29 protein-coding genes and 1 tRNA gene are annotated in these 26,889 nt (G+C 64.6%); 7 read left to right on the top strand and 23 right to left on the bottom strand.

Annotated elements, in window-relative coordinates; translation table 11 throughout:
- Nucleotides 1-115 precede the first annotated feature (115 nt).
- The 9 genes from I6F09_RS01865 to I6F09_RS01825 all read right to left on the bottom strand — a co-directional run bounded on the left by I6F09_RS01865 (nt 116) and on the right by I6F09_RS01825 (nt 9,913).
- Entirely contained in the window at nt 116-1,372 is a 1,257-nt protein-coding gene (locus I6F09_RS01865) for a TCR/Tet family MFS transporter (RefSeq protein WP_225112246.1), read from the bottom strand.
- Nucleotides 1,369-2,751: a ribosome biogenesis GTPase Der gene (der, locus tag I6F09_RS01860; RefSeq protein WP_225112245.1), complete on the bottom strand. Its 1,383-nt coding sequence runs from the start codon at nt 2,749-2,751 to the stop codon at nt 1,369-1,371. The genes I6F09_RS01865 and der overlap by 4 nt, the downstream gene beginning before the upstream one ends.
- Before the next feature lie 125 nt (nt 2,752-2,876).
- Nucleotides 2,877-3,431 carry a hypothetical protein gene (locus I6F09_RS01855; RefSeq protein ID WP_225185921.1) on the bottom strand — a complete coding sequence of 185 codons (555 nt, stop codon included), beginning with the start codon at nt 3,429-3,431 and terminating at the stop codon, nt 2,877-2,879.
- Between the two features lie 31 nt (nt 3,432-3,462).
- On the bottom strand, nt 3,463-4,116 hold the full coding sequence (locus I6F09_RS01850) for a tetratricopeptide repeat protein (protein WP_036022675.1): 654 nt from the start codon (nt 4,114-4,116) through the stop codon (nt 3,463-3,465).
- A gap of 166 nt (nt 4,117-4,282) precedes the next feature.
- Nucleotides 4,283-5,875 (bottom strand): class I adenylate-forming enzyme family protein, encoded by a 1,593-nt coding sequence (locus I6F09_RS01845; RefSeq protein WP_225187347.1) that lies wholly within the window; start codon nt 5,873-5,875, stop codon nt 4,283-4,285.
- Nucleotides 5,876-5,946: 71 nt separating this feature from the next.
- On the bottom strand, nt 5,947-6,531 hold the full coding sequence (locus tag I6F09_RS01840) for an NnrU family protein (protein WP_225187346.1): 585 nt from the start codon (nt 6,529-6,531) through the stop codon (nt 5,947-5,949).
- Nucleotides 6,532-6,601: 70 nt separating this feature from the next.
- Complete coding sequence (locus I6F09_RS01835; protein ID WP_036022667.1) at nt 6,602-7,180, bottom strand: hypothetical protein; 579 nt, start codon at nt 7,178-7,180, stop codon at nt 6,602-6,604.
- A gap of 76 nt (nt 7,181-7,256) precedes the next feature.
- The gene (locus tag I6F09_RS01830; protein WP_225187345.1) at nt 7,257-8,234 is read right to left on the bottom strand and encodes an ABC transporter substrate-binding protein; all 978 of its coding nucleotides are present in this window, start codon (nt 8,232-8,234) and stop codon (nt 7,257-7,259) included.
- 14 nt (nt 8,235-8,248) lie between these two features.
- A complete protein-coding gene (locus tag I6F09_RS01825) occupies nt 8,249-9,913 on the bottom strand; it encodes a peptide chain release factor 3 (protein WP_225187344.1) in 1,665 nt (554 codons plus the stop codon).
- Nucleotides 9,914-10,087: 174 nt separating this feature from the next.
- Here I6F09_RS01825 and sugE point away from each other — a divergent pair, with 174 nt between their 5' ends.
- Nucleotides 10,088-10,402 carry a quaternary ammonium compound efflux SMR transporter SugE gene (gene sugE, locus I6F09_RS01820; protein ID WP_225187343.1) on the top strand — a complete coding sequence of 105 codons (315 nt, stop codon included), beginning with the start codon at nt 10,088-10,090 and terminating at the stop codon, nt 10,400-10,402.
- Here the strand turns inward: sugE and I6F09_RS01815 are convergent.
- The 7 genes from I6F09_RS01815 to I6F09_RS01785 form a co-directional block, all read right to left on the bottom strand.
- Complete coding sequence (locus I6F09_RS01815) at nt 10,395-11,399, bottom strand: inorganic phosphate transporter (protein ID WP_036022657.1); 1,005 nt, start codon at nt 11,397-11,399, stop codon at nt 10,395-10,397. The two genes, sugE and I6F09_RS01815, sit on opposite strands and share 8 nt — an antisense overlap.
- 12 nt (nt 11,400-11,411) lie before the next feature.
- Nucleotides 11,412-12,056: a DUF47 domain-containing protein gene (locus tag I6F09_RS01810; RefSeq protein WP_036000836.1), complete on the bottom strand. Its 645-nt coding sequence runs from the start codon at nt 12,054-12,056 to the stop codon at nt 11,412-11,414.
- 157 nt (nt 12,057-12,213) lie between these two features.
- Nucleotides 12,214-13,182, bottom strand: a complete 969-nt coding sequence (locus tag I6F09_RS01805) for a branched-chain amino acid ABC transporter permease (RefSeq protein ID WP_036022655.1) — start codon at nt 13,180-13,182, stop codon at nt 12,214-12,216.
- A 1-nt stretch (nt 13,183) separates the two neighbouring features.
- Nucleotides 13,184-14,047, bottom strand: coding sequence for a branched-chain amino acid ABC transporter permease (locus I6F09_RS01800; protein ID WP_036000843.1), 864 nt, complete (start codon nt 14,045-14,047; stop codon nt 13,184-13,186).
- Between the two features lie 76 nt (nt 14,048-14,123).
- Entirely contained in the window at nt 14,124-15,344 is a 1,221-nt protein-coding gene (locus I6F09_RS01795; protein WP_036000846.1) for an ABC transporter substrate-binding protein, read from the bottom strand.
- A 56-nt stretch (nt 15,345-15,400) separates the two neighbouring features.
- Entirely contained in the window at nt 15,401-16,147 is a 747-nt protein-coding gene (locus I6F09_RS01790) for an ABC transporter ATP-binding protein (RefSeq protein ID WP_036022650.1), read from the bottom strand.
- Nucleotides 16,140-16,895, bottom strand: coding sequence for an ABC transporter ATP-binding protein (locus I6F09_RS01785; protein ID WP_018317619.1), 756 nt, complete (start codon nt 16,893-16,895; stop codon nt 16,140-16,142). The genes I6F09_RS01790 and I6F09_RS01785 overlap by 8 nt, the downstream gene beginning before the upstream one ends.
- Nucleotides 16,896-17,235: 340 nt before the next feature.
- Here I6F09_RS01785 and I6F09_RS01780 point away from each other — a divergent pair, with 340 nt between their 5' ends.
- Nucleotides 17,236-17,883, top strand: a complete 648-nt coding sequence (locus I6F09_RS01780; protein ID WP_167361655.1) for a hypothetical protein — start codon at nt 17,236-17,238, stop codon at nt 17,881-17,883.
- 3 nt (nt 17,884-17,886) lie between these two features.
- Here the strand turns inward: I6F09_RS01780 and I6F09_RS01775 are convergent, their stop codons facing one another.
- Nucleotides 17,887-18,246, bottom strand: a complete 360-nt coding sequence (locus I6F09_RS01775; RefSeq protein ID WP_225187342.1) for an ArsC family reductase — start codon at nt 18,244-18,246, stop codon at nt 17,887-17,889.
- 105 nt (nt 18,247-18,351) lie between these two features.
- Between I6F09_RS01775 and I6F09_RS01770 the strand changes: the two genes are divergently transcribed.
- Nucleotides 18,352-18,723 carry a tRNA-binding protein gene (locus I6F09_RS01770; protein ID WP_225187341.1) on the top strand — a complete coding sequence of 124 codons (372 nt, stop codon included), beginning with the start codon at nt 18,352-18,354 and terminating at the stop codon, nt 18,721-18,723.
- A gap of 13 nt (nt 18,724-18,736) precedes the next feature.
- On the opposite strand, the gene I6F09_RS01765 is transcribed toward I6F09_RS01770, so the two are convergent.
- Both I6F09_RS01765 and I6F09_RS01760 read right to left on the bottom strand, forming a co-directional pair.
- Complete coding sequence (locus I6F09_RS01765) at nt 18,737-19,468, bottom strand: glutathione S-transferase N-terminal domain-containing protein (RefSeq protein WP_036022638.1); 732 nt, start codon at nt 19,466-19,468, stop codon at nt 18,737-18,739.
- A gap of 86 nt (nt 19,469-19,554) precedes the next feature.
- Nucleotides 19,555-19,701, bottom strand: coding sequence for a hypothetical protein (locus I6F09_RS01760; protein WP_192893234.1), 147 nt, complete (start codon nt 19,699-19,701; stop codon nt 19,555-19,557).
- Between the two features lie 166 nt (nt 19,702-19,867).
- On the opposite strand from I6F09_RS01760, the gene I6F09_RS01755 reads away from it, so the two are divergent.
- Entirely contained in the window at nt 19,868-20,080 is a 213-nt protein-coding gene (locus tag I6F09_RS01755; RefSeq protein WP_128262035.1) for a hypothetical protein, read from the top strand.
- A gap of 6 nt (nt 20,081-20,086) precedes the next feature.
- Here I6F09_RS01755 and I6F09_RS01750 read toward each other — a convergent pair whose 3' ends face one another.
- Nucleotides 20,087-20,758 (bottom strand): DUF429 domain-containing protein, encoded by a 672-nt coding sequence (locus I6F09_RS01750; protein WP_225140231.1) that lies wholly within the window; start codon nt 20,756-20,758, stop codon nt 20,087-20,089.
- 941 nt (nt 20,759-21,699) lie between these two features.
- Between I6F09_RS01750 and I6F09_RS01745 the strand changes: the two genes are divergently transcribed.
- From I6F09_RS01745 to I6F09_RS01735, 3 genes are all read left to right on the top strand, one after another.
- Nucleotides 21,700-21,855: transfer RNA gene (locus I6F09_RS01745), tRNA-Arg, on the top strand.
- Between the two features lie 106 nt (nt 21,856-21,961).
- Nucleotides 21,962-23,287, top strand: a complete 1,326-nt coding sequence (locus I6F09_RS01740) for a TROVE domain-containing protein (RefSeq protein WP_225187340.1) — start codon at nt 21,962-21,964, stop codon at nt 23,285-23,287.
- A gap of 111 nt (nt 23,288-23,398) precedes the next feature.
- A complete protein-coding gene (locus I6F09_RS01735) occupies nt 23,399-24,739 on the top strand; it encodes an RtcB family protein (RefSeq protein ID WP_036022627.1) in 1,341 nt (446 codons plus the stop codon).
- A gap of 74 nt (nt 24,740-24,813) precedes the next feature.
- On the opposite strand, the gene I6F09_RS01730 is transcribed toward I6F09_RS01735, so the two are convergent.
- The 3 genes from I6F09_RS01730 to I6F09_RS01720 all read right to left on the bottom strand — a co-directional run bounded on the left by I6F09_RS01730 (nt 24,814) and on the right by I6F09_RS01720 (nt 26,821).
- Nucleotides 24,814-25,335, bottom strand: coding sequence for a sigma-70 family RNA polymerase sigma factor (locus tag I6F09_RS01730; RefSeq protein ID WP_225187339.1), 522 nt, complete (start codon nt 25,333-25,335; stop codon nt 24,814-24,816).
- Nucleotides 25,332-25,541 (bottom strand): DUF2892 domain-containing protein, encoded by a 210-nt coding sequence (locus I6F09_RS01725; RefSeq protein ID WP_036022623.1) that lies wholly within the window; start codon nt 25,539-25,541, stop codon nt 25,332-25,334. The genes I6F09_RS01730 and I6F09_RS01725 overlap by 4 nt, the downstream gene beginning before the upstream one ends.
- Before the next feature lie 95 nt (nt 25,542-25,636).
- Entirely contained in the window at nt 25,637-26,821 is a 1,185-nt protein-coding gene (locus I6F09_RS01720) for a serine hydrolase domain-containing protein (protein ID WP_225187338.1), read from the bottom strand.
- Nucleotides 26,822-26,889 lie beyond the last annotated feature (68 nt).

The raw sequence follows: 26,889 nt of genomic DNA, 5'->3' as shown, positions 1-26,889 counted from the left end.
GCTGCGCAAAGCGCAGTCCGCTGGCGTAACCCACCTCTTCCGCCTCCGCGGAAATGAAAGAGGTGGGTTACGCCTCACGGTTTGCGCTTCGCGCGAACCGCGAGGCTAACCCACCCTACGAGACTGTCCTGGTCGCACCCAGCGACCGCACCGCGATCGCCACGCACACCACCATCAGCACCGCGGCGAGCAGGAACGGGGCGCCGGGCAGATGCAGCGGCGCGCTGGCGCCGATGAAATAGGAAAATGTCAGCGTGAACAGGAACGGGCCGACGAGCTGCGACACGCTCTGCACGCTCGCGGTTGCGCCCTGCAGCTGGCCCTGCTGATCCGGCGCGACGAGCCGCGTCATCAGCGCTTGCGAGGCGGCACCGGAGATGCCCCACAGCGCCAGAATGGGAATCCCGAGCCAGGATAGCGGTCCGGTCGGCGCAGCGCCGAGGACCACGAATCCGATCGCGCCGCAGCAGAGGCCGAGCAGGAGCGCGTTGCGCTCGCCGAGCGCATGCACGATGGGGCCGATCGCAAAGCCCTGCACCACCATGGCGCAGATGCCGACCATGGCGAGCGTCAAGCCCACCGTCTTGGCATCCCAGCCGTAGCGATAGGTCGCGTAGAGCACGAAGGTCGAGGGCAGCACGACATGGGCGACCTGCGCGATGAAGTTGACGATCGACAACGCGGCAAGCAGCGCGTCGGAGCGCAGCAGATGCAGCGCCCCGAGCGGACTGGCGCTGCGCCAGCGCAGCGGCGCGCGCTTGTCGGGCGCAAGCGACTCCGGCAGCACGAACAGGCCATAGAGCGCGTTGGCGAAGCTCAGGGCCGCCGCGGCCCAGAACGGCAGGCGCGGATCGATATCGCCGAGCAGGCCGCCGAGCGCTGGCCCCAAGATGAAGCCGGCGCCGAAGGCCGCACCGATCCGGCCGAAGACCGCCGCACGCCGTTCCGGCGGCGTGATGTCGGCGATATAGGCGAAGGCGGTCGAGATGCTCGCCGAGGTGATGCCGGAGATCACGCGGCCGATGAACAGCCACGCAAGCGACGGCGCCAGCGCCATCAAGACGTAGTCGGCTGCGAGCCCGAAATTCGACAGCAGCACCACCGGCCGGCGTCCGAAACGATCGGACAGCGCACCAAGCACCGGCGAGAACACGAACTGCATCAAGGCCCAGGCGGTGCCGAACAGGCCGAAAATGCGCGCGGCATGTGCGGTGTCGTCGTCGACGAAGCTTTCGATCAGCTTCGGCAGGACCGGCATGATCACGCCGAGCGCGACCATGTCGAGCAGGATGGTGACGAAGATGAAGGCGACCGCGCCGCGCGGGGCCGGCGCTGCGTCCTGCACCACCGCCTCGCCGGCACCGTCGCTCACGATGCCCGCTTGCGCTTGTGCGCGAAGGGATTGGCCTTCTCGCGCAGCGTGATGCGCACCGGCGTGCCCGGCAGCTCGAAGGTCTCGCGCATGGAATTGGTGAGATAGCGCAAGTAGGATTGCGGCACGGCGTCGGCACGCGAGCAGAACAACACGAAGCTCGGCGGCCGGGCCTTGGTCTGCGTGATGTAGTTCAGCTTCAGCCTGCGGCCGGAGACCGCCGGCGGCGGGTTGGCCTGGATCGCCTGCTCGAACCAGCGATTGAGCGCCGAGGTCGGCACGCGCCTGTTCCAGATCGCATAGGCGTCCTGGATCGCCTGCATCAGGCGATCGATGCCCTCGCCCATCAAGCCCGAGACGGCGACGATGGGCACGCCCTTGAGCTGCGGCAGCCAATGATCGGCATCGCGGCGCAGGCCGGAGATCGCGCCGCCGCCCTTGGTCTCCATCAGATCCCATTTGTTGACGGCGAGCACGACCGCCCGTCCCTCGCGCTCGATCAGGTCGGCGATGCGCAGGTCCTGCTCCTCGAAGCGGTTCTGCGAATCCATCATCAGCACGACGACCTCGGCAAAGCGCACCGCGCGCAGTGCATCCGCAACCGACAGCTTTTCCAGCTTCTCCTCGATACGCGAGCGCCGGCGCAGGCCCGCGGTGTCGAAGACGCGGAAATCGCGGCCCTTCCAGTTGATCTCGACCGCGATGGAATCGCGCGTGGTGCCGGCCTCGGGGCTCGTCAGCAGGCGCTCCTCGCCGAGCAGATGGTTGATCAGCGTCGACTTGCCGGCATTGGGCCGGCCGACGATCGCGACCCGGATCGGGCGCGTCGCGGCCTCTTCCTCCGAGATCGGCGCGTCGTCCTCATCGTCATCTTCCTCGACGGGTTCGGGCATTAGCTTCGCGAGCGCATCGTAGAGCTCGCCCATGCCCTCGCCGTGCTCGGCCGAGATCTGGATGGGATCGCCGAGGCCGAGCGCGAACGCTTCCATCGCGCCGGCATCGCCGTGCTTGCCCTCGCTCTTGTTGGCGATGAGCAGCACCGGCTTGTCGGCCTTGCGGGCGAAATCGGCGAAGGCGCGATCGGTCGGCGTCAGGCCGATGCGGGCATCGATCACGAAGAACAGCGCGTCGGCCTGCGCGATCGCGGTCTCGGTCTGCTCCTGCATGCGCGCGGTCAGCGAGCCCTTGGCGCCCTCGTCGAGGCCGGCGGTATCGATGATGGTGAAGCGGAGATCACCGAGCCTGGCCTCGCCTTCGCGGCGGTCGCGGGTGACGCCCGGCAGGTCATCGACCAGCGCGAGCTTCTGCCCAACCAGGCGGTTGAACAGCGTCGACTTGCCGACATTGGGCCGGCCGATGATGGCGATCGTGAAGGACATCGGTCATTCGTGCGCTGCCGAGGCTGCGCCTGTCAATGCAACGGGAAATATTGTTTGAGCATGATCTTTTCGGAAAACCGCTTCACACTTTGCGCTAGCGCGGCCCTCCGGGTCCGGATCATGCTCTAGCGCGAGAAGCTGCCGCTCGGCAGCGGTGCCGGGAAGGCGCTCTGCGATTGCTGCTGCGGGGGCTTGGTCGGCTGCGCCTGCTGGGTCGGCTGCGCCTGCTGGGCCGGCTGATCTGGCGGCGGCGCGGTGGTGCGCCTGCGGACGATCTTGTGCTTGGGCGGCGGAGCGGACGTCGCCGGCGCTGCCTCCGGCTGCGCCTCGCCGTCGACCTCGCCGACGGGTGCCTCGGCCGGCGCGGCGGACTGCTTGGTATTCTTTGCCTTGGCCCCCTTTGCCGGCTTGGCCGGCTCCGGCTCGGCAGGCAGGGCCGCGACGGCGGGTGCGTTGGGATCGGGCTGCTGCTGCTGTGCGCCTTTGTACAGGTCCCTCGGCACGCCCTGCTCGAGCCCCGGCACCCCCTCGGGGAAGACCGGCTTGCGGTCGCCCGGCAGCTTCTTCTTGGTGTCGAGGAAGTCGAGCAGATCGCTCGGATCGAAGCTGGAGCAGCCGCCCAGGACGCCGGTGAAGGCGATCAGGACGGCGGCTGCGATCAAGCGTGGCGTGCGGCGCATCTTGGTGTCTCGTTACGTCAGAGAACCGTCGTCAGCTTTTGGCGACGGGTGGCAACAAAGCCTGGAGCGCCTCGGCGCGAGAGCGCAGGCCGGGCGGCGTTTCGCCGTCTCCGTCAATCGCCTCGAGCCATTTGCGGGCTGCAGTCATGTCGTTGTTACGCCAGGCCGACAGCGCCAGCATCTCACGGGCGGTGTGGCGGAAGGTCGATTTCGGCGCGGCGGAAGCTTCCAGCCGCTGCTGGATGTCGGCATAGCCGGCGCTGTCGAGCAGGAGCCCCGCGGCGCGGATCTTGGCCAGATCCTGCCACTCGCCGCCAATGCTGCGGTCCGCGGCGATGTCGTCATACATCTTCGCGGCCGCCTTGGGATCGCGGCTCGCGGCCTCGGCCGCAGCACGCAGCCGCGCCAGGGTGCGATAGCCGGACGGCGCCTTGGCGGCGAGCTCGGTGAAGGCTTTCTCGGCGTCCTCGTGCTTGCCTTGCTCGGACAGCTCGGCGGCCTTCTCGAAAGCGGCGCCGGCCGCGGCGGCCTTCTGGGCCTCCAGATACCTATAACCCTGCCAGCCACCGGCACCGGCGACGATCAGCACCATCAGCGCGATGAAGTAGATCGAATACTTGTCCCACAGCTTCTTGAACTGTTCGCGACGTACTTCCTCGTTGACTTCGTCAAATAATTCAGACACTTATGCCAATCCCATGCCCGTCCGGGTGCGCGCGCCAAAGCGTTCGCGTCAGGAATCCCGTCCCCGTGTGGCGGCGAGGTAGCCTAACGATATGGCGGTGGCAAGGCAAAGCGAGCCCGATCAAGGCGTTAACCACCCGGGACATCCCCGGATGCCCCTGCCCGGCTCAAGCTCCCAGCAGCTCCCGCAGCTGTCGCTTCAGCACCTTGCCGTTGGCGTTGCGCGGCAGGGGGTCTGTCGTGATCGCCATGGTTTCGGGAACCTTGTAGTCGGACAGGCGCTCGGCGCACCAGGCGCGCAGGTCCGTATCGGTTACCGGCTGTCGCGTCACCACCACGGCGTGGACGCGCTCACCCAGCACCGGGCAAGGCCTGGCAATGATCGCGCTCTCGACCACGGCGGGATGGCCTGCCAGCACGGATTCGACCTCGGCCGAATAGATCTTCAGGCCGCCGCGATTGATCATGTCCTTCTGCCGGTCGAACACGCGAACGAAGCCTTCCGCATCGACCGAGCCGAGATCGCCGGAATGCCAGAATCCGCCCGTAAAGCTTTCGGCGGTGGCCTTCGGGTTATTCCAGTAGCCCCTGATGACGGAGGCGCTCTGGATCCAGAGCTCGCCGATCTCGCCGGGAGGCAGCTCGCGCCCGTCCGGGCCCATCACAGCGATGCGCGCGCCGGGACACGGCAGACCGACGCTGTCGATGTGGCGCTCGGTCAGCTCGCCCGGCATGATAGTCGAGGGCGAGGTCGTCTCGGTCGCGCCGTAGCAGTTCATCAGCTTCAGGCCGGGAATCTTCGCCTTGAGCTTCTCGATGGTGGCGACCGGCATCGGCGCGCCGCCGAAGCCGCCGATGCGCCAGCTCGAGAGATCATAGCTGTCGAAATCGGGCTGGAGCAGGCAGAGATTGTACATCGCGGGCACCATCACCGTGTAGGTGACGCGCTCGCGCGCGGCGAGCTTGAGGTAATCGGCGGCCTTGAACTCGGGCATGATGATCAGCGCGCCGCCACAGCGGATCATCGTCGTGATGTTGGCGACGACTCCGGTGACATGGCCGAGCGGCACCGCCGCGATCGAGCGATCGGCCTGCGTCAATTGCAGGCAGGACACGAACACCATGGAGGAATGGACGATGTTGCAATGGGCCAGCATCGCGCCCTTCGGCTTGCCCGTGGTGCCGGAGGTGTAGAGGATCATCGCGGTGTCCTCTTCGCTCACCTCGATCGGTGCCACGGCCGGCGGATTGTCGCCGAGCACTGCGAAACGCGACAGAGCCGGATCATCGGCGACGGCAATGCGATGGATCACATCGGGCACGTCCTTTGCGTCGGGCAGTCGCTCGGCGAGCGAGGCCTCGTGGATCAGGATCTTCGCGCCGCAATCGGCGAGCACATAGGCGATCTCCGGCTTCTGCTGGCGCGTGCTGAGCAGCACGGTCACCAGCCCCTCATGTGCCGCGGCAAACAGCAGCAGCGGAAATTCGATGCGGTTGCCGAGCAGGATGGCGACGCGATCGCCACGCTGCAATCCGAGCTTACGCAATCCCGCAGCGATCCGCGCCGCCTGCTCCGCTGCCTGCTGCCAGCTCAGCCGGACATTGCCGCAGATCAAGGCTTCGCCATCGGCATTGCGGCCGCGCGCCTCCGCGATCATCGCCCAGAGGCTCGATGGCCGATCGCAAAATGCCGGCACCACCCGCTCGCCAAAGCGCGCTTCGAGCCGCATCGGCGGGATCTGAGATTGCGACCAGTCCATGGATACCCTCGGCTTGTTGCTCTCGTTATCTTCCCCGCACGGTCAGGCGAGCCCCGTCTTGCGCCGATCGGCTAGACCCCGATCACGGGCACACCGATCACCACCGGATGGAACGCGAAGGCCAGGGCCAGATAGGCGACCACGCCGACCGCGACCGCGATCAGATCGTTGGTGGGGCCGCCGACCGGAATCGGCGGAGCACCGGCGTCGGTGCGAGCTTTCAGCGAGATGCGGTCATAGACCGCCCAGGCGAGGAACGAGCCGAACAGGATGATGGAGCCGAGATCGCCATTAGCGAGCAGATGCGCCGCCGCCCACAGCTTGATGCCGGCCAGCATCGGATGCTTCAGCGTCGCATAGATGCGGCCACGCATGTAGGACGCCACCACGAGGATGACTGCAGGCAGCATCAAGGCCAGCGCGATGTGCTTCATCGCCTTCGGCGGATACCAGACGTCGATCCAGCCGGAGCTGCGGTAATGGGCATAGCCCCAGATGATCAGCACCAACCCCGCCAGTGAGACCGCCGAATAGAGGAGCTTGTAGGTCCCCTCGCCCAGCCTCGCGATCGCCTGCGCGCGGGCCTTCCGTCTGGTTGTGAAAATATGGGATGCAAAAAACAGCACCAGCCCCAGGATCATGACCAGCAGACCCACGACATCCTCCCCGCAAAGCAGCCCCCGCCACTGAGGTATCATCGATCGGCCGATGCTCGCAACTCGCGCGCTATTTGCCGAGCTCCCGATTGTCGACATAACGGATCGCGATGGGCCGCCCGGCCAACGCTCCGCCGAGCCCGCTGGTCAATTTCAGCGGCAGACAGGCCTTCAGCGATGCATTGATGGCGTTCAGATAGGTCGTCCGGGTGTCCGCCGGCACGCCCGCAGTCGCGTATGTGAGGCGCGGCGGGCCGATCAGGCCGCCGGTCTTGTTGAAGCTGAAGCGCACCGACATCTGCATGCCTGCGCGCGCATGGTCCGATGGCGGCGACCAGCAGCTGCGCAGCGCGGCGAAGAGGTCGCCGATCGTGTCGAGATCGTGATCGGGCTTCCGGTATTTGGCGCGGTCGGCCTCGGCAGGCACGCTCTCGATCGTGAGCTGGAGGTTCTGGCCGTAAGGGTAGTCGATCTCGGGAATACAGGGGCCGGGCTCGAGCGGGCTGCAATAGGATGGCGTGCAGGGCTCGCCGTCGAGCACGCTGCAAGGCTCGTGCGCGAACGGAATCGGATTGATCTGGCGTCGCTGCGCGTCGGCGGCGATCGAGGTCATTGCCAGCAAGGCAAGAACAAGAATGCAGCGCCACATGTACCGGGACCGCAATGGCATTTGCAACAGGTGGCGACGGCTATAAAAGCTTCAAGACTGGCCGCGATGGTTCGCTTCACTCGACAATCTGATCCGCTTGCGCCACCAGCGTGGGCGGTAAATTCAGCCCCAACGCGTTGGCTGCCTTGAGATTGAGCAGGAACTGGAATTCATTCGGTTGTTGGACTGGCAAGTCTGCGGGACGGGTTCCTCTCAAGACGCGGTCGACATAATCCGCCGAGCGACCGACGAGCTGCGTAATCGAGACTCCGTAAGACATCAGCCCGCCGTCCGTGACGAAGGACGGGAACGGATACATCGCCGGCAGACGATGCGCGGCCGCCAAGTTCAGAATCAATTGCCGATGAACGAGTGGAAATGCGTCGGGAAAGATCAGCAGCCCGCCGTCTGGCTGCTCTGCAAAGCGGGAGATCGCCTGTTCGAGCTCGGCGGCGTTGTGCGCCGGCGCCGGAACGAGCTGGAGCTGGACTGCCGGAATGGCCGCTTGCACGGACGGCATCAAGATCATGGGCGCCGTGCGCGGATTGAAGATTGCGGCAACCCGTCGTATCGCCGGGGCCGCCTGCTTGAGCAATTGCAGCCACTTGCCGGCCATTTCAGGCTCGAAAGTCGTGAAGCCCGTGATATTTCCGCCCGGCTTGCCCAGGCTTTGGACGAAACCGGCACCCACGGGATCGGCAACGACCGTGAAGATGATCGGCAAGGTCGGCGCGCGTCGCCTCAGGGCTTCCACAGAGGGAGTGCCGATTGCCAGAAGCACATCCCGCCCCCACTTCACGAGCTCCGCCGCCTGGGCATCGGCAACATTCGGATCGCCGGCCCACCAGCGATACTCGATATGGATGTTGCGCTCCTGTTCCCAACCGAGTTCACCCAGACGCTGTCTCAGTTTCTGGTAGCCGGCCTGGCTCTCCGGATCGCTCGACCTGCCTCCCGCCAACACACCGATCCGCCGCACATTCCCCTGCGCGGATGTGCTCAGCGGATAGGCCGCCGCGCCTGCAGCGAGCATGATGAATTCGCGCCGCCTCATGACCGTCGACCTCGCTATGCGTTGCCGTCCTGCATCACGGAGAACGTCTGGGAAACATTACCCCTTTTTCTGACGTCCTTGACGTTGCTAAACTCGATACCCTCGGCACGCTCCCGGGTGTAGCCGAGGTAGAACTCGTTCCGAGCGAGATAGACGGGATCGCCGTCGACGTCGTCGGCAATGCTCGAATTATTGGCGGCGATGAAGCTGTCGAGCTTCTTGCGGTCCTCCGAGGAGACCCAGCGCGCCAGCTGGAACTCGCTGACCTCGAACTCGACCGGCAGCGAATATTCCGCCTCGAGCCGGGCCTTGAGCACATCGAGCTGCAGCGCGCCGACCACCCCGACCAGCGCCGGGGCGCCGTCGCGGGGGCGGAACACCTGCACCACGCCCTCTTCCGACATCTGCTGCAGCGCTTCCTTCAGCTTCTTCGCCTTCATCGCGTCGGTGAGACGGACACGGCGGACGATTTCCGGCGCGAAGCTCGGCACGCCGACGAAGTTGAAATCCTCGCCCTCGGTCAGCGTATCGCCGATGCGCAGCGTGCCGTGGTTGGGAATGCCGACGACGTCGCCGGCGAAGGCTTCGTCCGCGACCGAGCGGTCCTGCGCGAAGAAGAATTGCGGGCTCGACAGCGGCATGCTCTTGCCGGTGCGCACGAGCTTGGCCTTCATGCCGCGGCTGAGCTTGCCCGAGCACAGGCGCGCAAACGCGATGCGGTCGCGGTGGTTGGGATCCATGTTGGCCTGGATCTTGAACACGAAGGCGCTCATCCTGGGATCGGTGGCCTCGACCTTGCGCTGGTCGCTGTCCTGCGCGCGCGGCTCGGGCGCAAACTTGCCGAGGCCCTCCAGGAGGTCTCCGACGCCGAAATTACGCAGCGCGCTGCCGAAATAGACCGGCGTCAGGTGGCCTTCGCGGAACGCGTCCAGCTCGAACGGCTTCGACGCCTCGGTGACGAGCTCGAGCTCGTCCTTCACGGCGGAGACGTCGAGATTGGCGTTGAGCTTGGCGAGCTCTTCGATCTCGATCTCGAGCGCCGCGCCGGTCTTGGCGCCGCCGCCTTCGAGCAGGCGCACGCCGCCATTGACGACGTCATAGGTGCCGAGGAAGTCGCGGCCGCGGCCGACCGGCCAGGTCATCGGCGTGGTGTCGAGCGCCAGCGTCTTCTCGATCTCGTCGAGCAGCTCGAACACGTCGCGACTCTCGCGGTCCATCTTGTTGATGAAGGTGATGATCGGGATGTCGCGCAGACGGCACACCTCGAACAGCTTTCGGGTGCGCGCCTCGATACCCTTGGCCGCGTCGATCACCATCACGGCGGAATCGACCGCCGTCAGCGTGCGATAGGTATCTTCCGAAAAGTCCTCGTGGCCCGGCGTGTCCAGCAGGTTGAAGACGAGGCCTTCGAACTCGAAGGTCATCACCGAGGTCACCACCGAGATGCCGCGTTCGCGCTCGATCTTCATCCAGTCCGAACGCGTGTTGCGCCGCTCGCCCTTGGCCTTGACCTGGCCGGCGAGGTTGATAGCGCCGCCGAACAGCAGCAGCTTTTCGGTCAGCGTGGTCTTGCCGGCGTCGGGATGGGAGATGATCGCAAAGGTCCGCCGCCTCGCCACCTCGGCGGCAAGCGGGGAACGGGCCGGCGATTCGGCTGTGGTGGCGGCGATGTCGGACATGGCGGGAGCGTGTGGCAGGGAAAACGGGCCTGATCAAGCCTCATTTGGTGATTGCGGAGACTTCCGGCCAGCCCCATATCGGCGCTTGAATATATCAGTCTTGGGGGAGGACGGCCTCCCCGCCCATCAGCACCTCAGCCGCGGGGACGACCCTGCCTTGAATGGAGGGTCGCCATGGCCTGGAGCATCCTGTTCGTCGCCGGTCTTCTCGAAATCACCTGGGCGATCGGCCTGAAATACACCGAGGGTTTTACCAGGCTTGTTCCGTCCGCGGTCACGCTCGCGGCCATGGCCGGCAGCGTCATCCTGCTCGGATTTGCGCTCAAATCCCTGCCCGTCGGAACCGCCTATGCGGTCTGGACCGGCATCGGCGCGGTCGGCACCGCGACGCTCGGCATGGTTCTGTTCGGCGAGCCGGCGACGGCCTTCCGCCTCGCCAGCATCGGCCTGATCGTCGCCGGCATCGTCGGACTAAAGCTCGTCACTTGACGAGCTGGACCACCCACCAGGTCAGCGCGGCCACGATGCCTGAGGCCGGGATCGTGATCACCCAGGCATAGACGATCGAGCTTGCGACGTTCCAGCGCACGGCCGAGACGCGGCGGGCGGCACCGACGCCGACGATGGCGCCGGTGATGGTGTGGGTGGTCGAGACGGGAACCCCGAGATAGGTCGCCATGAACAGGGTCACCGCGCCTCCCGTCTCGGCGCAAAAGCCCTGCATCGGGGTCAATTTCGTGATGCGCAGGCCCATGGTGCGGACGATGCGCCATCCGCCCATCAGCGTGCCCAGCGCCATCGCCGCCTGGCACGACAGCACCACCCAGAACGGCACCGAGAACTCGCTGCCGAGATGGCCCTGCGAATAGAGCAACACCGCGATGATGCCCATGGTCTTCTGCGCGTCGTTGCCGCCATGGCCGAGCGAATAGAGCGAAGCGGAGACGAATTGCAGGATGCGGAAGGCGCGGTCGACCGCGAACGGCGTCGAGCGCACCGAGGCCCAGGACACGATCGCAACCAGCGCCATTGCGAGCAGGAAGCCAACCAGCGGCGACAGCACGATCGCCAGCACGGTCTTGGACAGGCCGCTCCACACCGCGGCCGAAATACCGGCCTTGGCCAAGCCGCCGCCGACTAGCCCGCCGATCAGCGCGTGCGACGACGACGATGGAATGCCGAGCGCCCAGGTCACGAGGTTCCAGACGATGGCGCCGACGAGGGCTGCGAAGATCACCTGGGCGTCGACGACCGCGGGATCGATGATGCCGGTGCCGATGGTCTGGGCGACGTGCAGCCCGAACACCAGGAACGCGATGAAATTGAAGAACGCGGCCCAAAACACCGCGAATTGCGGCCGCAGCACTCGGGTCGAGACGATGGTCGCGATCGAATTGGCGGCGTCGTGCAGGCCGTTCAGGAAGTCGAACAGCAGAGCGACGGCGATCAAGCCGACCAGGACGGGAAAAGCCAACGCAGCATCCACGGCGGCCCTGCCCTACACTTGCTCGATGACGATGCTGTTGATCTCGTTGGCGACGTCATCGAAACGGTCGGCCACCTTCTCGAGATGGTCGTAGATCTCGACCCCTACGATGAAATCCATCGCATTGCCGTCGCGATGCTTGAGGAACAGCTCCTTCAGGCCGATGTCGTGGAGATCGTCGACACGGCCCTCGAGCTTGCCGAGCTCCTCGGTGATCGCGGTCAGCATGGCGACGTTCTTGCCGATCTCCTGCATCAGCGGCAGCGCACGGCCGACCAGATTGGCGCATTCGATCAAGAGTCCGCCGATCTCGCGCATCGGCGGCTCGAAACTGCGCACCTCGAACAGCATCACGGCCTTGGCCGTCTGCTGCATCTGGTCGATGGCATCGTCCAGCGACGTGATCAGGTTCTTGATGTCGCCGCGGTCGAACGGGGTGATGAAGGTGCGGCGCACCGCCGTCAGCACCTCGCGGGTGATATTGTCGGCGTCGTTCTCGAACTGGTTGACGCGCTGGCAATAGACCGGCGTCTCCTCGCCCCCGTTGAGCATGCCCTGGAGCGCGACCGCGCCCTGGATCACGGTCTGGGCATGGCGGTCGAACAGGTCGAAGAACCGCTCTTCCCTGGGCAGGAACGCACGAAACCATCGCATCATGGGGACAAACTACCGGTTGGAAAATGGTCAGGCCCGCAAGGGCTGTCACAAAACTGTCATAGACCATTTTCGATCCGCGCGCGTGTCGCCTCACGCCGGCGGAGCCGGATCATCCACCGCTTTCATGCATCAATGAAATTGATGCAATATCAGTTACTTAGAGCGAACGCCGGAAGTAATGCGCGATTTCGCCGACGACACCGCGGCGGAAGGTCAGCACGCAGACCACGAAGATCGCGCCTTGGATCACCGTCACCCACTGGCCGAAGCCGGCCAGATATTGCTGCATGGCGATGATCACGAAGGCGCCGACCACGGGACCGAAAACGGTGCCGAGCCCGCCGACCAGCGTCATCAGCACGACCTCGCCCGACATCGTCCAGTGCACGTCGGTGAGCGAAGCGTTCTGCGCCACGAACACCTTCAGCGCACCGGCAAGGCCGGCGAGCGTCCCCGACAGCACGAAGGCCAGGAACTTGTATTGGTCGGTGCGGTAGCCGAGCGAGATCGCGCGCTGCTCGTTCTCGCGGATCGACTTCAGCACCTCGCCGAACGGCGAGTTGATGATGCGGAAGATCAGGAGGAAGCCGGCGAGGAAGCCGACCAGCACGACATAGTACAGCACCGTCGGCTTGGACAGATCGAGCACGCCGAACATGCGTCCCTGTGGGATGCCCTGGATGCCGTCCTCACCATGGGTGAACGGGGCCTGGAGATAGATGAAGTACAGGAGCTGCGACAGCGCCAGCGTAATCATCGAGAAATAGATGCCCTGGCGTCGGATCGAGATGTAGCCGGTGACGATCGAGAGCACGAACGCCGCGGCGACGCCGACGAGAATGCCGAGCTCGGGCGGCAGCGCCCAGACCTTCAGCGCATGCGCGCTGCAATAGCCGGCCGTGCCTAAGAACATCGCGTGGCCGAACGACAGCAAGCCGCCATAGCCGACCAGCAGATTGAAGGCGCAGGCGAGCAGCGCAAAGCACAGCGCCTGCATCACGAAGAACGGATAGACGCCCGTGAACGGCACCGCTGCGAGCAGCAGCGCCATCACTGCGAATACAATCATCTCGTCGCGCATTGCGCGCGGGGTCACAGGAAGCGTGTCGTCCGTCAGGGTTGTCATCTCAGGCCGCCCTTCCCGTCAATCCCGTCGGCTTCACCAGCAGCACCAGCACCATCAGCACGAACACGACGGTGTTGGAGGCCTCGGGGTAGAAATACTTGGTCAGGCCCTCGATCACGCCGAGCGCAAAGCCGGTGATGATGGAGCCCATGATCGAGCCCATGCCGCCGATCACCACCACCGCGAACACGACGATGATGAGGTCGGCACCCATCAGCGGCCGCACCTGGTTGATCGGCGCCGAGAGCACGCCGGCGAGCGCGGCAAGGCCGACGCCGAGACCGTAAGTCAGCGTGATCATGCGCGGCACGTTGATGCCGAAGGCACGCACCAAGGTCGGATTTTCGGTGGCGGCGCGCAGGTAGGCGCCGAGCTGCGTCTTCTCGATCAGGAACCAGGTCGCAAGGCAAACCGCCAGCGAGAACACGACGACCCAGCCGCGGTAGATCGGCAGGAACATGAAGCCGAGATTCATGCCGCCCCTGAGCTGGTCGGGAATGGCGTAAGGCAGGCCCGAGGAGCCGAAATAGTTCTGGAACACGCCCTGCACGATCAGCGCGATGCCGAAGGTCAGGAGCAGACCGTAGAGATGATCGAGCCCGGTCAGCCATTGCAGCATGGTCCGTTCCAGGATCATGCCGAAGATGCCGACGATGATCGGCGCCAGCAGCAGCGCCCACCAATAGTTGATGCCGCCGAGGTTCAACAGGAAATAGGCGACGAAGGCGCCCATCATGTAGAGCGCGCCATGGGCGAAATTGATGATGTTGAGCATGCCGAAGATGACGGCAAGCCCGAGACTGAGCAGCGCGTAGAACGAGCCGTTGATCAGTCCCACCAGTAGCTGAGCGTAGAGAGCCTGCATCGATCCCGCACCCGGTCCCTTCTATTCCTCAACAACAGGCCGGCACCGCTGCGGCGCCGGCCCGCATCGTTCACCGTTACTTCTTCACCAGCGGACAGGCGCTTTCCGACAGCGGCCGGAAGGCCAGGTCGCCGGGGGTCGTGCCGATCAGCTTGTAATAATCCCAGGGGCCCTTGGATTCCTCGGGCTTCTTGACCTCGAACAGATAGGCCGGATGCAGCTTGCGACCGTCCGCACGGATCGTTCCCTTGCCGAACAACGCATCGTCGGTCGGCATCTCCTTCATCTTGGCGACCACCTTGGCCCCGTCATGCGGATTGCCGCCCATCGCCTCCAGCGCCTTGAAGTAATGCAGCAGGCCCGAATAGACCCCGGCCTGCACCATCGAGGGCATCGCCTTGTTCTTCATCCGCTCGGAGAAGCGTTTGGAGAAGGCGCGCGTGCCGTCGTTCATGTCCCAATAGAAGGTCTCGGTGAAGTTCAAGCCCTGCGCCACCTTCAGACCGAGCGAGTGCACGTCAGTGATGAAGAGCAGCAGACCCGCGAGCTTTTGGCCGCCCGAGACGATGCCGAACTCGGACGCCTGCTTGATGGTGTTGGTGGTGTCGCCGCCGGCATTCGCCATGCCGATGATCTTGGCTTTGGAGGCCTGCGCCTGAAGCAGGAAGGACGAGAAGTCAGCGGTATTCAGGGGATGCTTGACGTTGCCGATCACCTTGCCGCCCGACTTCACCACCACCGCGGCGGTGTCGCGCTCGAGGGCATGGCCAAAGGCGTAGTCCGCGGTGAGAAAATACCAGGTGTCGCCGCCCGCCTTCACCAGCGCCTGCCCGGTACTGTTGGCCAGCATATAGGTATCATAGACCCAGTGGACCGTATTCGGAGAGCATTGCGCGTTGGTGAGATCCGACGTCGCCGCACCTGTGTTGATCAGGATGGAATTCTTCTCTTTGACGATATTGTTCACCGCCAGCGCAACGCCGGAGTTCAGGACATCCATGAAGATGTCGACCTTCTCGACGTCGATCCATTGCCGAGCAATCGTGGAGCCGATGTCGGGCTTGTTCTGATGGTCGGCGGAGATCAGGTCGAGCTTCCAGCCCTTGGCAGCGAGCCCGGAATCCTCGATCGCCATCTGTGCGGCGACGGTCGAGCCGGCGCCACCGAGATCGGCATAAAGTCCTGAATTGTCGGTCAGCACGCCGATTTTGATGTTCTTGTCCTGCGCGACCGCGCCGCCTGCCGCGCCGAGCGCCAGGGCCGTCCCGAGCAACATTGCCGAAATGCTGTGCTTCATAATCCGACCTCCCAATATTCCTTTGATAGTTACTCTCGATCGTCCGGCCTGCTCGGCTACACACCGAGATAGGTGTGGAGCTTGTCCATGTTGGCGGCAAGCTCCGAATTGGAAAACCCGTCAATGATCTTGCCGTGCTCGACTACGTAATAGCGGTCGGCGACGGTGGAAGCGAAGCGGAAGTTCTGCTCGACCAGGAGGATCGTGAAGCCCTCCTTCTTGAGCCGCGCAATGGTATGGCCGATCTGCTGGATGATGACGGGTGCAAGACCCTCGGTCGGCTCGTCCAGCATCAGAAAGCTCGCGCCGGTGCGTAGGATGCGCGCGATCGCCAGCATCTGCTGCTCGCCGCCCGACAGCTTGGTGCCCTGGCTGTTCAGCCGCTCCTTCAGGTTCGGGAACAGCTCGAAGATCTGGTCGAGCGGCAAACCGCCTTCGCGGACAACCGGCGGCAGCATCAAATTCTCGCGGACGTCGAGGCTGGAGAATATGCCCCGCTCTTCCGGACAGAAGGCGACGCCCATGCGCGCGATCTTGTCGGAGGTCGCGCGGATGATCTCCTGGTTGTTGAACTTCACCGAGCCGGTGCGCTTGCCGATGATGCCCATGATCGACTTCAGCGTCGTCGTCTTGCCGGCGCCGTTGCGCCCGAGCAGGGTGACGACCTCGCCCGCGTTCACGTCGAAGTTGATCCCGTGCAGGATGTGAGACTCGCCGTACCAGGCTTCCAAGTTGCGGACTTGCAAGATGTTCCCGCCAGTCGCAGCCCTGGCCGGAGCCTCGGCGATCGCTGTATCAGGCATGACCGGCTCCCAGGTAAGCTTCCTTGACGCGCTCGTCCTTGGTGAGCTCGGAGTAGTGGCCTTGCGCGAGCACCTGCCCGCGCGTCAGCACGGTGATGATATCGGAGAGGTTGGCCACGACGCTTAAGTTATGCTCGACCATCAGGATGGTGTATTTCGCGGAGATGCGCTTGATCAGCGCCGCGATCTTGTCGATGTCCTCGTGGCCCATGCCGGCCATCGGCTCGTCGAGCAGCATCATCTCCGGGTCGAGCGCCAGCGTGGTCGCAATCTCAAGTGCACGCTTGCGCCCATAGGGCATCTCGACCGCCGGCGTGTTGGCAAACTCGTTGAGGCCGACATCGTTCAACAGCTCGCGCGCGCGGTCGTTGAAGCGGTTGAGCACCGACTTGGAGCGCCAGAAATCGAACGAAGAGCCATGCTGGCGCTGCAGCGCGACACGGACGTTCTCGAGCGCGGTGAGATGGGGAAACACCGCCGAAATCTGGAACGAACGGACCAGCCCCATGCGGGCCACATCCGCCGGCGCCATCGCGGTGATGTCCTGCCCTTTGTACAGGATTTTCCCGGCCGACGGCTTGAGGAACTTGGTCAGAAGATTGAAGCAGGTCGTCTTGCCGGCCCCGTTCGGGCCGATCAACGCATGAATGCTCCCACGGCGAACCTTGAGCGCAACGTCGCGGACGGCGAAGAAGCCCGCGAACTCCTTGGTCAAGCCTTCCGTTTCGAGAATGAACTCATCGGCCAAACAGTTTTCCCCCTGCCCGCGCGCGGCGCGTGGCTGTCCTTGTTGCTTCGGCTGTCCGGAGGACTTGCAGCCCACCGGGGCGCCGCCTCCGGGCGCGGAATATGCCGGAGGTGACGGGGGTTAGGCAAGGCGGAAAGCTGAGCAGGTCAGGCCTCCGGCCGGGGTACAAATGCTCCCTTAGTCGCAGAGGTCGATGTCGTGCCTGCCCGGCCTTTCCGGTTCGCAAGGCACCGGCCATCAAGCCGTCGTTAACGGTCTTTCGTCTCGCGCGCCAGCCTTCATCGAAAATTTTCCCGCAAGCCCGATCATCCCAGGGTTTTCACGCGCGGAGAATATTGTCTTGGATTTTGCAAGCGCCGCTCCCTCCGTCGTCAAGTCGATCCGCCAGCGTGATCTCCTCAACACGTGGCTGCGACTTTATGCGCGCCAGCAGATCGCTCCCGCGATCTGGGAGTATCAGCCCGCGCGGCTCGAGGAGGAGCTGTCGGATCTCATCTATTATACGGTGGAGCTTTCGACGCCGACGCCGCGTCTGGTCATCCAGAGCGAAGGCACGCGCATCTCGCGCGCCTATGGGCATACCGGCAAGGGCGTTTCGCTCGATGATTACGTCGGGCCGCGGCTCGCACCATACGTGATGCCGATCTATCATGAATGCGTCGCGCGCGGCCTTCCGATCTACAGCGTTGCCGACGTCGACGACGCCTATGGCCGAATCGTCGCGTATGAGCGGCTGCTGCTGCCGTTCCTGACCGACGGCAGGGTCAGCCACGTCATCGCGTCAGTAAAGACCTTCTGCGAGGACGGCGGCTTCGAGATCAAGAATCTGATGCGCGGAAATGACGCGCTCCCGCGCCCGAAGCTGCGGGCCGTGATCGATCGCGAGCTGTTTCATCGCGCCCCCGGCCGCATCGCACCCGCCGATCCGGTCGAGTTCTCGGACCAGCCGGGCCGCGCCATCTCCAACGAGATCATTGAGCTGAACTAGCCGTCAGCGCGCCTTGCCGCCGACCTCCTTGGCATAGATATCCGGCTTGAAGCCGACCAACAGCTTGCCGCCGATTTCGAGCACCGGCCGCTTGATCATCGATGGTTGCGCTAGCATCAAGGCCAGCGCCTTCTTCTCGGTGAGGCCTTCCTTGTCGGAGTCGGGCAGCTTCTTGAAGGTCGTCCCGGCGCGATTGAGCAGGGTCTCCCAACCGACCTTGTCGCTCCACTGCTTCAGCCTGTCCCTCTCGACACCCGCCGCCTTGTAGTCGTGAAACGCGTAAGCCACGCCATGGCCATCGAGCCAGGCGCGGGCCTTCTTCATGGTGTCGCAGTTCTTGATGCCGTAGATGATGGTGGGCAAGACGGTCCTCGCGCATGGCGTAGCAATGATGTGCGTGGCGTTGTACGAAACTCCGCGTCGCGCGACAATGTCGCGAGACGCGTCACCCCACCGAACGGACATCCCATGCACGTCACCCACGATCCCGCAGCGGCGGCCGCACCGACCATCGACTTCGACATATTCCTCGCGGTCGACGTCCGTGTCGGCACCATCGTCGACGCCAAACCGTTTCCGGAAGCGCGCAAGCCGGCCTGGCGGCTGTGGATCGATTTCGGCCCCGCCATCGGCGTGCGCAAGAGCTCGGCCCAGATCACCGAAAACCACCCGCTCGAAAGTCTCGTGGGCCAACAGGTCGCGGCCGTCGTCAATTTCCCGCCGCGCCAGATCGGCCCGGTCGTCTCCGAGGTGCTGACGCTCGGCTTCCCCGATGCCGACGGCAAGGTGGTGCTGGTGCAGCCGAGCAAGCCGGTGCCGAACGGCGGACGGCTGTTCTAGCCTCAGGGTCTTGTCAGGGCCTTGCCGGAATGTTCAATCCGCGCTGCACCGCGGGACGCGCGAGGCCGCGTTCGAGCCAGGCGCCGACCGCCTTGAACTGGGCGAATTCGACGAGATCGCCGGCGCCATAAAAGCCGATGAGATTGCGCACCCAGCCGAGCATGGAGATGTCGGCAATGGTGTAGTCGTCATCCATGAACCATTGCCGGCCGGCCAGATGCGTATCCATCACGCCGAGCAGGCGCTTGGCTTCGGCGACGTAGCGGTCACGAGGCCGCTTGTCCTCGTAATCCTTGCCGGCGAATTTGTGGAAGAAGCCGACCTGACCGAACATCGGCCCGACGCTGCCCATCTGGAAGTGCAGCCACTGCAGCGTCTGATAACGCCGCGCGGCATCCTGCGGCAGCAGCTTGCCGGTCTTCTCCGCGAGATATTGCAGGATCGCCCCGGACTCGAACAGCGCCAATGGTTTCCTGTCGCGGGGACCGTTGGGATCGAGGATCGCCGGAATCTTACCGTTGGGATTGAGCGAGAGGAATTCGGGCGTCTTCTGGTCGTCCTTGCCGAAGTCGACCAGATGCGCTTCGTAAGGAAGCTCGATCTCCTCCAGCATGATCGAAACCTTGACGCCGTTCGGCGTCGGCAGCGAATAGAGCTGAAGTAATTCCGGATGCTTGGGTGGCCAGCGCCTGGTGATCGGAAAGACTGACAGACGGTCCCAGTTGGGGACAGGAATGGAGGACATATCGGACATCGGGACTCTGGGTGCATGGACTGAGGCGTGCTCAATCTAGGCAAGGTACCGCACCGCGCAAGTCACTTCCGGCTGTGCTAGGGCGGCAGTGTCGCCATCGCCACGAACGGGGGCATTGCTTCATACTGCAGCCGAGACTCGATGAACCGTTGACCCGTGATCAGCAGCAGGGCCGTAAAGGCAACCGCGAGCATCGCGGTCGCCAATTGGCACACGTCGTACATTGTATTGTATATCCCTCGACAGCCTCTGGCGTAGAACGTCGGCTCAGGCGCCACGTTCCAGGCGACGACAAAATATTGCTATTTTTTCCCGATCTCGCTGCGACGGCATCGCTCTGTTCCGGCGGCTCTCAAAGGGACCAATGGCCCCCTCGCGCGTTGTCGCTTAATGAACATCGAGAAACGCGCCCTGCTCGACCACGCCGAACGCTGTCGCCGCGTCGCGAACGATCTCACGCACAGCAAAGCGGCGCAGCGGTTGCGGGCGATGGCCGAGGAGTACGAAGCGAGAGCAACAAGACTGGACGACGAAGACGTCCGCTCGACTCCAAGCCGCAATAGTCGCTGCCGGCTGGAAGGTAAAGGCGAGCGGCAGGGCTGATCGCCTTCAGAAGTTGATCTCCATCCGTAGTCCGCGCGGATCGATCCTGCCGTCACCAACGGATTGCGTGCTGTCGCGCGCTGCGACAGCGCAGGCACAGGCGTCGATGAGATCGTCGCGACCGATCCCGGTGCCGTGGCGAAGCGTGAGCCATCTCTTGACCTCAGTGAAGCCGCGGCCTCTCAAAAGCGCGATACGCTGCTCGCGGCCCCGCGGCGAGGACTTCGGTTCGAGCCGCACGCGTCCTGCCAGATTCCAGAAGATCAATTCCGGATGCGCTTCGCCGATCGTCGCCTGCCGCGCCGGCGTCATGGCTTTGTCGACCTCCCTCATCTTGTCCCTGATATTCCAGAGCTGCGCCGACACGCCCCTGCCCTCGCCTTCGTGCTTCCAGTAATGGCGATTGGCCGCCGCCATGTCGTGGAACGCCCAGAGGTCGCGGCGCGCGCCGAGAAACACGGCTGGGCCGATCAGTTCGCGTGCGCGCAAATCGCAGGCGCGGTAGCCGCTCGCGTTCAGTCCGATCGGCATGTCGATCATCGCGCGGGCGTGCGGGATTGCGAGCAGACGCATCAGGCTCGGCGAATAATCGAAGCCTTGATCGCCGCGCTCGTCAATCCACGCTGCGACCCAGCCGAAGCGAAATCCGTCGAGCCCCAGATAGTTTTTGCAAGTCATGCGTCCGTCAATTTCAGTTTCCTCGCGCGTCTCGCTTGACATCCGCAAGTTGCGGGCGTATGTCCCGCGCCCTCGCAAGCACTTCCGTTTGCGACAGACACCATGAACCGAGCGATGTCGTACCGCTACGAAAGAATTATCCGCATACCGAATAGCCCAAAGCTGTTCGATTGCGCATGCCCGGCTCATGGGAGCGATCTTGCCTGACCGCGAGATCGACAGTCCGCTTCTCACGGACCCTCCCGAGCCTGCCGCTCCGGAGGGTTTTTTGTTGCCCGCCGCGCGGCCCCACCGAACATCCCGGCAATGGCCGGAACGAGAGACCCGGATCTCGGGGCTCGCGCTGGAGAGGCGCGTGCCCAAATGCGCGGGGCCTGCCGGAGGGAACGAGGCGATGAGCCGGACACCGATGGCAGAGCGAACCCAGTGGGTTCGCAATGTGCGGCGCGTCGACAGCGCCGCGATCGAATTTTTGTAACTCGGTTTGCCGTGAGGGATCGCGGCTCAACCGACGCTGGTGGTGAAGATGTCGGATACTTCTCCACACGGCACAGCGGGTATGCCTCCCGCCTTTGACACACGCACCGGGATGCGGCCTCGGAAAAGGCTTGCACGCGGCCCGGCGCAGGATCTGTCCGTTGGGGACAGAGACTGTGTTGTTGTCACTGAAAGCCGATATCGCCCGTTCCCCAGCCTACCCATCAATGGCCGATGCGAAAGCACCGGCCTGGCGGTGGTGAAGATGTCTGTTACTTCGTGGTAAAGGCGTGAAAGCGCCGAGCAGGTTCGAACCCTGCGCGCCGAAAGGCGGATCGCCCGCAAGGGCAGCAACAGCATCGATCGTTCCCCGCCAACCCATCACGATCCGTGGTGAAGATTTCTGTTACTTCGCCTGCAACGCGAGAGGTCGCGGGTTCGAATCCCGCCCGGTGTCCCATGCACCGGTAGCTCAGAGGATAGAGCGCTTTCCGGCGAGCTTCGGCTCGTCGGGTACAGCAATCGCCCGTTCCCGGATCGTGTCCCCTAGCCACCGCCGGTGGTGAAGAGCGCTGTTACTTCGGATCGCAATGTCGAAGGTTCGACTCCTTCCGGACGAAAGTCCGTAGCTCAGCGGTAGAGCATGTGACTTGCCCGCAAGGGCAGTACAGCCTCGCCTGTTCCCCGGCACCGTTTCCATCCCCATCAACCCAAGAGGAGGCCATCATGGTCAGGCTCAACAAGATCGTTCGCGCCTTCACGCGGGAGGGCGCACGCGCAATTCGCTTCACGCCCGAGATGGAGCTGAAGCGCGCGCTGATGAACTGCCTCCTGTGGGAGGACCAGTTCTACGAGGATGGCGTCGCCATCGCCGACCGCATCAAGGCCCTCGTGCCCAAGGTCGCGCCCGCGCGCGTCGCGCAGCTTGCGATCGAGGCGCGCGAGGTGATGAAGCTGCGGCACGCACCGCTCCTCGTCATCCGCGAGATGGCGCGGAACGAGAAGCACCGCACCCTCGTTGCCGACACGCTCGCCCAGGTGATCCAGCGTCCCGACGAGATGACGGAGCTGCTCGCGATCTACTGGGCGGATGCGCTGGGGCCGATGCAGCAGCGCAAGCGCCAGCCGGTCTCGGCACAGGTGAAGAAGGGTCTTGCCCGCGCGCTGACCAAGTTCGACGCCTATCAGCTCGCCAAGTGGGACCGCGACGGCGCGGTGCGGATCAGGGACGTTCTGTTCCTGGTGCACGCCAAGCCGAAAGACGCCGATCAGGCGAAGGTGTGGAAGCAGCTCGTCGATGGCGAGCTCGCCTCCCCCGACACCTGGGAGGTTTCGCTCTCGGCCGGCAAGAACAAGCGCGAGACCTTCGAGCGGCTGATCGCCGAGCGAAAGCTCGGCGGCCTGGCGCTACTGCGCAATCTGCGCCTGATGCAGAACGCGCAGGTCCCGCGCGAGACCATCGCAGGCGCGATCGAGGCGATGCGGACGGATCGTATCCTGCCCTATCGCTTCATCACGGCGGCGCGCTATGCGCCGGACTTCGAGCCCGAGCTCGAGGCTGCGATGCTCAAGTCGATCAAGGACCATGTGCGGCTTCCGGGCCGCACCCGGCTCCTGATCGACGTGTCCGGCTCGATGTTCGCGACCCTCTCCGCGCAGTCGGAAATGACGCGCGCGGAGGCGGCGTGTGGCCTTGCCATTCTCGCCCGCGAGATCTGCGACGAGGTCGAGATCTTCACCTTCTCCAACGAGGTCGTGAAGGTCCCTCCCCGCCGCGGTTTCGCGCTGCGGGATGCGATCATCAACTCGCAGCCGCATGGCGGAACCTATCTCGGCAAGGCGGTGACGGAGATCGACCGCAAGGGCGATCGCCTCATCGTCTTCACCGACGAGCAGAGCCACGACCAGGTGCCCGAGCCGAGGGCGCGCGGCACCATGGTCAACGTGGCCTCGTATCAGCACGGCGTCGGTCACGGCGCCTGGACCCGCGTCAACGGCTTCTCCGAGGCCGTGGTCGCGTGGATCGCGGCGTCCGAGACGGCGTTGACCTGACGCGCAACAACAATGGCCCCGGACTTGAGATGCGCCCGGGGCCAGCGAAATCTCTGAAATGATCCGCCCGCCCCCGTTATGGTGCGCGCGGAATGACAAGGATCTACGACCATGCGACGACCCGATCCCTACATGGAACGCGCCCGCGAGCTCTGCCTCGCCGCCGGTGTCGATCCCGACTCGCGCGTCGGCGAAGGCCGCGGCCAGCCGGCCTGGTGCCTGTACAAGGACGCAGCGCGCAAGGAGCATCTTGCCCGCGAGGCCAATGCGACCGCGAGCTCGATTGCCGCGTTCCGGACGCAGGACGCCCGCTTCCAGAATGCGCCGCTGAAGGTGTTCGGCCCGCATGAGGAGGCGACGATCGCGCAGATGCGCAATTGCATGGCCATCGGCAATGTCGTCTCCGGCGTGATCTGCGCCGACGGCCATCTCGGCTATGCGCAGCCGGTCGGCGGGGTCATCGCCTATGAGAAGCAGATCAGCATCTCCGGCGTCGGCTTCGACATTGGCTGCGGCAACATGGCGGCTCGGCTCGACACGCGCTTCGACGACATCGCGGGGATCGCTCCCACGATCATCCGCGACGTCGCCAAGGTAATCTCGTTCGGCGTCGGACGTGCCAACGCGGAACGGGCCGAGCACGACCTGTTCGACGACGGCGAGGCCTGGCGCGAAAGCGACATGGAGGACTACCGTCAGAAGGCGGTGAAGCAGCTCGGCACGGTCGGATCGGGCAACCACTATGTCGACCTCATGCGCGACGAGGAAGGCTTCGTCTGGATCGGCGTCCACTTCGGCAGCCGCGGTCTCGGGCACACCTCCGCGACGCGCTACCTCAAGGCCGCCGGCGGCAAGGACGGCATGAACGTCCCGCCCGCCGTAGTCGACGAGGACAGCGAGCTCGGCCGCCGCTACATCGCGGCGATGCAGCTCGCCGGGCGCTATGCCTATGCGGGCCGCGAATGGGTCGTCGAGCGCGTCCGCCAGATCATCGGCGGCAGCGTGACCGAGAGCGTGCACAACCACCACAATTATGCCTGGCGTGAGACCCACGACGGCAAGGATCTGTGGGTGGTGCGCAAGGGCGCGACGCCGGCGTTTCCCGGCCAGAAGGGGTTCGTCGGAGGCTCGATGGGCGACGACGCCGTCATCCTCGAAGGCGTCGACAGCCCGGAAGCCAAGGCCTCGCTCTACTCGACCGTGCACGGCGCCGGTCGCCTGTTCGGACGACGTGAGGCGAAGCGGCGCTTCTCGCGCGAGGAGATGGACCGTTGGCTGAACGAGCGCGGCGTCACCTTGATCGGTGCCGACCTCGACGAGAGCCCGATGGCCTATCGCCGCCTGCCGGACGTGCTGGCCCAGCACGCCGGCACCGTGCGCGTGCTGCACACGCTGCGGCCATTCGCCGTCGCCATGGCCGGCGAAGGCGAGTTCGATCCGTGGAAGGACTAAAGCGAAACCGTGGGCGGGAGGCGACGTCTCCCGCCCACGTCACTCCATTTTCTTTCTTTGAATCCGGTCGCCTCTCATCTCGTCAGATATTCGCGCATCAACGCGCGGGCGCGATGCAGCCGCGCCTTCACGGTCTGCCTGCTCGCGCCGAGCGCGGCGGCAATCTCGTCGATCGTCATCTCCTTGACGTCGCGCATCAGCGCGACATCACGATAGTGCAGCGGCAGCGCCTCGAACGCCGCGGCGACGTCGAGCCGCAGATCGGCCTCAGGGCGCAACAGCAGTGCGGCCTCCGCCTCGGCACCATCAACAGTCGGCACGAGGCCGGTTCGGCGTGCAAGCCGCAGGCATTCGCGCCGGACCACGCTGAACAACCAGGCCGACAATGCCAGCAGCGAACGGATCGTGCCGACGTGGCGGAACAGGATCCAGAGGGCCTCCTGCGTCGCATCCTCGGCGTCCGCCGAGCTGCGGCAGGTTGCCCGCGCATAGCGACGAATATCTGGCTGCGTCGTCTCGAGCAGACGCGCAATCGCCTCGGCATCGCCGAGCCGCGCGGCCTCGAACAGGTTTGGCGAGATCGCCGCCGCGCTCACGACACCCCTCCCTTGCCGATGCCCGCTATCGCGCACATCGGACAATAACCGACGAGACCGGTCAGCGCGAAGCCGGCGCCACCGAGCGCGACCAGCCATGCTGTCGCGCCGGCAAGATAAACGAACGCCGCAGCCGCCACCGCAATCCCCAGGACGACCCGCACCACCTGATGCAGTCCGCCGATGTTCTTCCTATAGAATCCCATCACATCCTCCGATATGGGCCGAGACCGATTGCCTCGACCAACAAGAGGACGCGACGGCCAAGAAGGATTCGCGCTGACGGAAGATTTTTTTGCGATCAGGCTCCGACCGCCTGATAGGCCAGGCGCTTGAACTCGAAGAAGAACGGATTCCAGAAGCCCATATAGCGCTGGGCCATCAGCACGCCCGCCGTATTGGCTTCCGGACAGATCCACCAATGGGTCCCGGCCAGGCCGCCCCATTGGAATTCACCGGTCGAGTTCGGCGGATCGAACGGTGTCGGCCCGAAGGTGACGGCGCCGCCGAGGCCAAAGCCCTTGCCGGGAATCGGGCCGAGATTGGCAAAGCGGATGGTCTGGCCTGCGGGCAGCTGGTTCGTCATCATCTGCCGCAGCGTTTCCGGCTTCAGCAACGCATCGGACCCGGGCAGCAGCGCACACAGCAGCGCGAGCATGTCCGGCAAGGTCGAAACCAGACCGCCGCCGCCCGAGAGCCGCGGCAGCGGCCGCCGATAGGCTTGCGGGTAAGGCAGATGGTCGGCCCGCGTGAGGCCGGGCTTCATGGGGTCGAGCACGTCGGCGCCGTTGTAGAGCGCGACCAGCCTGCCCTGCTGTGTCTCGGGGACATAAAAGCCGGTGTCGGTCATGCCGAGGGAATCGAAGATGCGCGCCTTCAGGAAGGCGTCGAGCGGCTGGCCCGAGACGACCTCGACCACACGGCCGAGCACGTCGGTCGCCACGGAATATTCCCAGGCCGTGCCAGGGTGATAGGACAGCGGCAGGTCGGCGAGCCTGTCGATCATGTCGCTGAGCGGCGTTAGCGGATTGAGCACGCGCGCCTCGTTGTAACCCTTGAACAGCACCGTGCCGGGATCGAAGATGCCGTAGCTGAGGCCGGAGGTGTGGGTCAGGAGCTGGCGGATCGTGATCGGGCTCTTCGCCGGCTCGACATCGGCAAGGCTCGAAGCGTTCTGCTTCAGCACCTTGCGATTGCCGAGCTGCGGCAGGAATTTTTCGACTGCGTCATCGAGGCCGATGCGGCCTTGCTCGACCAGCAGCATGATCGCGCAGGTGACGAAGATCTTGGTGTTGGAGAACGCCCGGAAGATATGATCGGGCCGCAGCGCAGTGTTGGCCTCTCGGTCGGCAAAGCCCACGCATTGCTGATCGACCACCTCGCGGCCGCGCAGCACGGCCCAGGATACGCCGGGAATGATCTCCTGATCGACGTAGCGCTGCATCGCCGTCCGTACGGCGGAAAAATCAGTCGTTCTGGCGTCCATGTGCTCCCCCCCGATTTGTGGTTGGAATCGATATAGCGCGATTTCTCAGGATATGAAGCCCACGGTGC

This window comes from Bradyrhizobium sp. IC3195 (genome assembly GCF_020193585.1).
Lineage (GTDB): Bacteria > Pseudomonadota > Alphaproteobacteria > Rhizobiales > Xanthobacteraceae > Bradyrhizobium > Bradyrhizobium yuanmingense.
This window is presented reverse-complemented; position numbering and strand designations above follow the sequence as displayed.

What these genes read in the sequence shown, in the direction of transcription:
- I6F09_RS01805 (WP_036022655.1), bottom strand. Translation starts at nt 13,182, where the DNA reads ATGACAACCCTGACGGACGACACGCTTCCTGTGACCCCGCGCGCAATG.
- I6F09_RS01835 (WP_036022667.1), bottom strand. Translation starts at nt 7,180, where the DNA reads ATGTGGCGCTGCATTCTTGTTCTTGCCTTGCTGGCAATGACCTCGATC.
- I6F09_RS01795 (WP_036000846.1), bottom strand. Translation starts at nt 15,344, where the DNA reads ATGAAGCACAGCATTTCGGCAATGTTGCTCGGGACGGCCCTGGCGCTC.
- I6F09_RS01810 (WP_036000836.1), bottom strand. Translation starts at nt 12,056, where the DNA reads ATGATGCGATGGTTTCGTGCGTTCCTGCCCAGGGAAGAGCGGTTCTTC.
- I6F09_RS01765 (WP_036022638.1), bottom strand. Translation starts at nt 19,468, where the DNA reads ATGTCCTCCATTCCTGTCCCCAACTGGGACCGTCTGTCAGTCTTTCCG.
- I6F09_RS01855 (WP_225185921.1), bottom strand. Translation starts at nt 3,431, where the DNA reads ATGCGCCGCACGCCACGCTTGATCGCAGCCGCCGTCCTGATCGCCTTC.
- I6F09_RS01750 (WP_225140231.1), bottom strand. Translation starts at nt 20,758, where the DNA reads ATGACTTGCAAAAACTATCTGGGGCTCGACGGATTTCGCTTCGGCTGG.
- I6F09_RS01735 (WP_036022627.1), top strand. Translation starts at nt 23,399, where the DNA reads ATGCGACGACCCGATCCCTACATGGAACGCGCCCGCGAGCTCTGCCTC.
- I6F09_RS01800 (WP_036000843.1), bottom strand. Translation starts at nt 14,047, where the DNA reads ATGCAGGCTCTCTACGCTCAGCTACTGGTGGGACTGATCAACGGCTCG.
- I6F09_RS01790 (WP_036022650.1), bottom strand. Translation starts at nt 16,147, where the DNA reads ATGCCTGATACAGCGATCGCCGAGGCTCCGGCCAGGGCTGCGACTGGC.
- I6F09_RS01725 (WP_036022623.1), bottom strand. Translation starts at nt 25,541, where the DNA reads ATGGGATTCTATAGGAAGAACATCGGCGGACTGCATCAGGTGGTGCGG.
- I6F09_RS01760 (WP_192893234.1), bottom strand. Translation starts at nt 19,701, where the DNA reads ATGTACGACGTGTGCCAATTGGCGACCGCGATGCTCGCGGTTGCCTTT.
- I6F09_RS01720 (WP_225187338.1), bottom strand. Translation starts at nt 26,821, where the DNA reads ATGGACGCCAGAACGACTGATTTTTCCGCCGTACGGACGGCGATGCAG.
- I6F09_RS01825 (WP_225187344.1), bottom strand. Translation starts at nt 9,913, where the DNA reads ATGTCCGACATCGCCGCCACCACAGCCGAATCGCCGGCCCGTTCCCCG.
- I6F09_RS01770 (WP_225187341.1), top strand. Translation starts at nt 18,352, where the DNA reads ATGCACGTCACCCACGATCCCGCAGCGGCGGCCGCACCGACCATCGAC.
- I6F09_RS01830 (WP_225187345.1), bottom strand. Translation starts at nt 8,234, where the DNA reads ATGAGGCGGCGCGAATTCATCATGCTCGCTGCAGGCGCGGCGGCCTAT.
- I6F09_RS01755 (WP_128262035.1), top strand. Translation starts at nt 19,868, where the DNA reads ATGAACATCGAGAAACGCGCCCTGCTCGACCACGCCGAACGCTGTCGC.
- I6F09_RS01740 (WP_225187340.1), top strand. Translation starts at nt 21,962, where the DNA reads ATGGTCAGGCTCAACAAGATCGTTCGCGCCTTCACGCGGGAGGGCGCA.
- der (WP_225112245.1), bottom strand. Translation starts at nt 2,751, where the DNA reads ATGTCCTTCACGATCGCCATCATCGGCCGGCCCAATGTCGGCAAGTCG.
- sugE (WP_225187343.1), top strand. Translation starts at nt 10,088, where the DNA reads ATGGCCTGGAGCATCCTGTTCGTCGCCGGTCTTCTCGAAATCACCTGG.
- I6F09_RS01845 (WP_225187347.1), bottom strand. Translation starts at nt 5,875, where the DNA reads ATGGACTGGTCGCAATCTCAGATCCCGCCGATGCGGCTCGAAGCGCGC.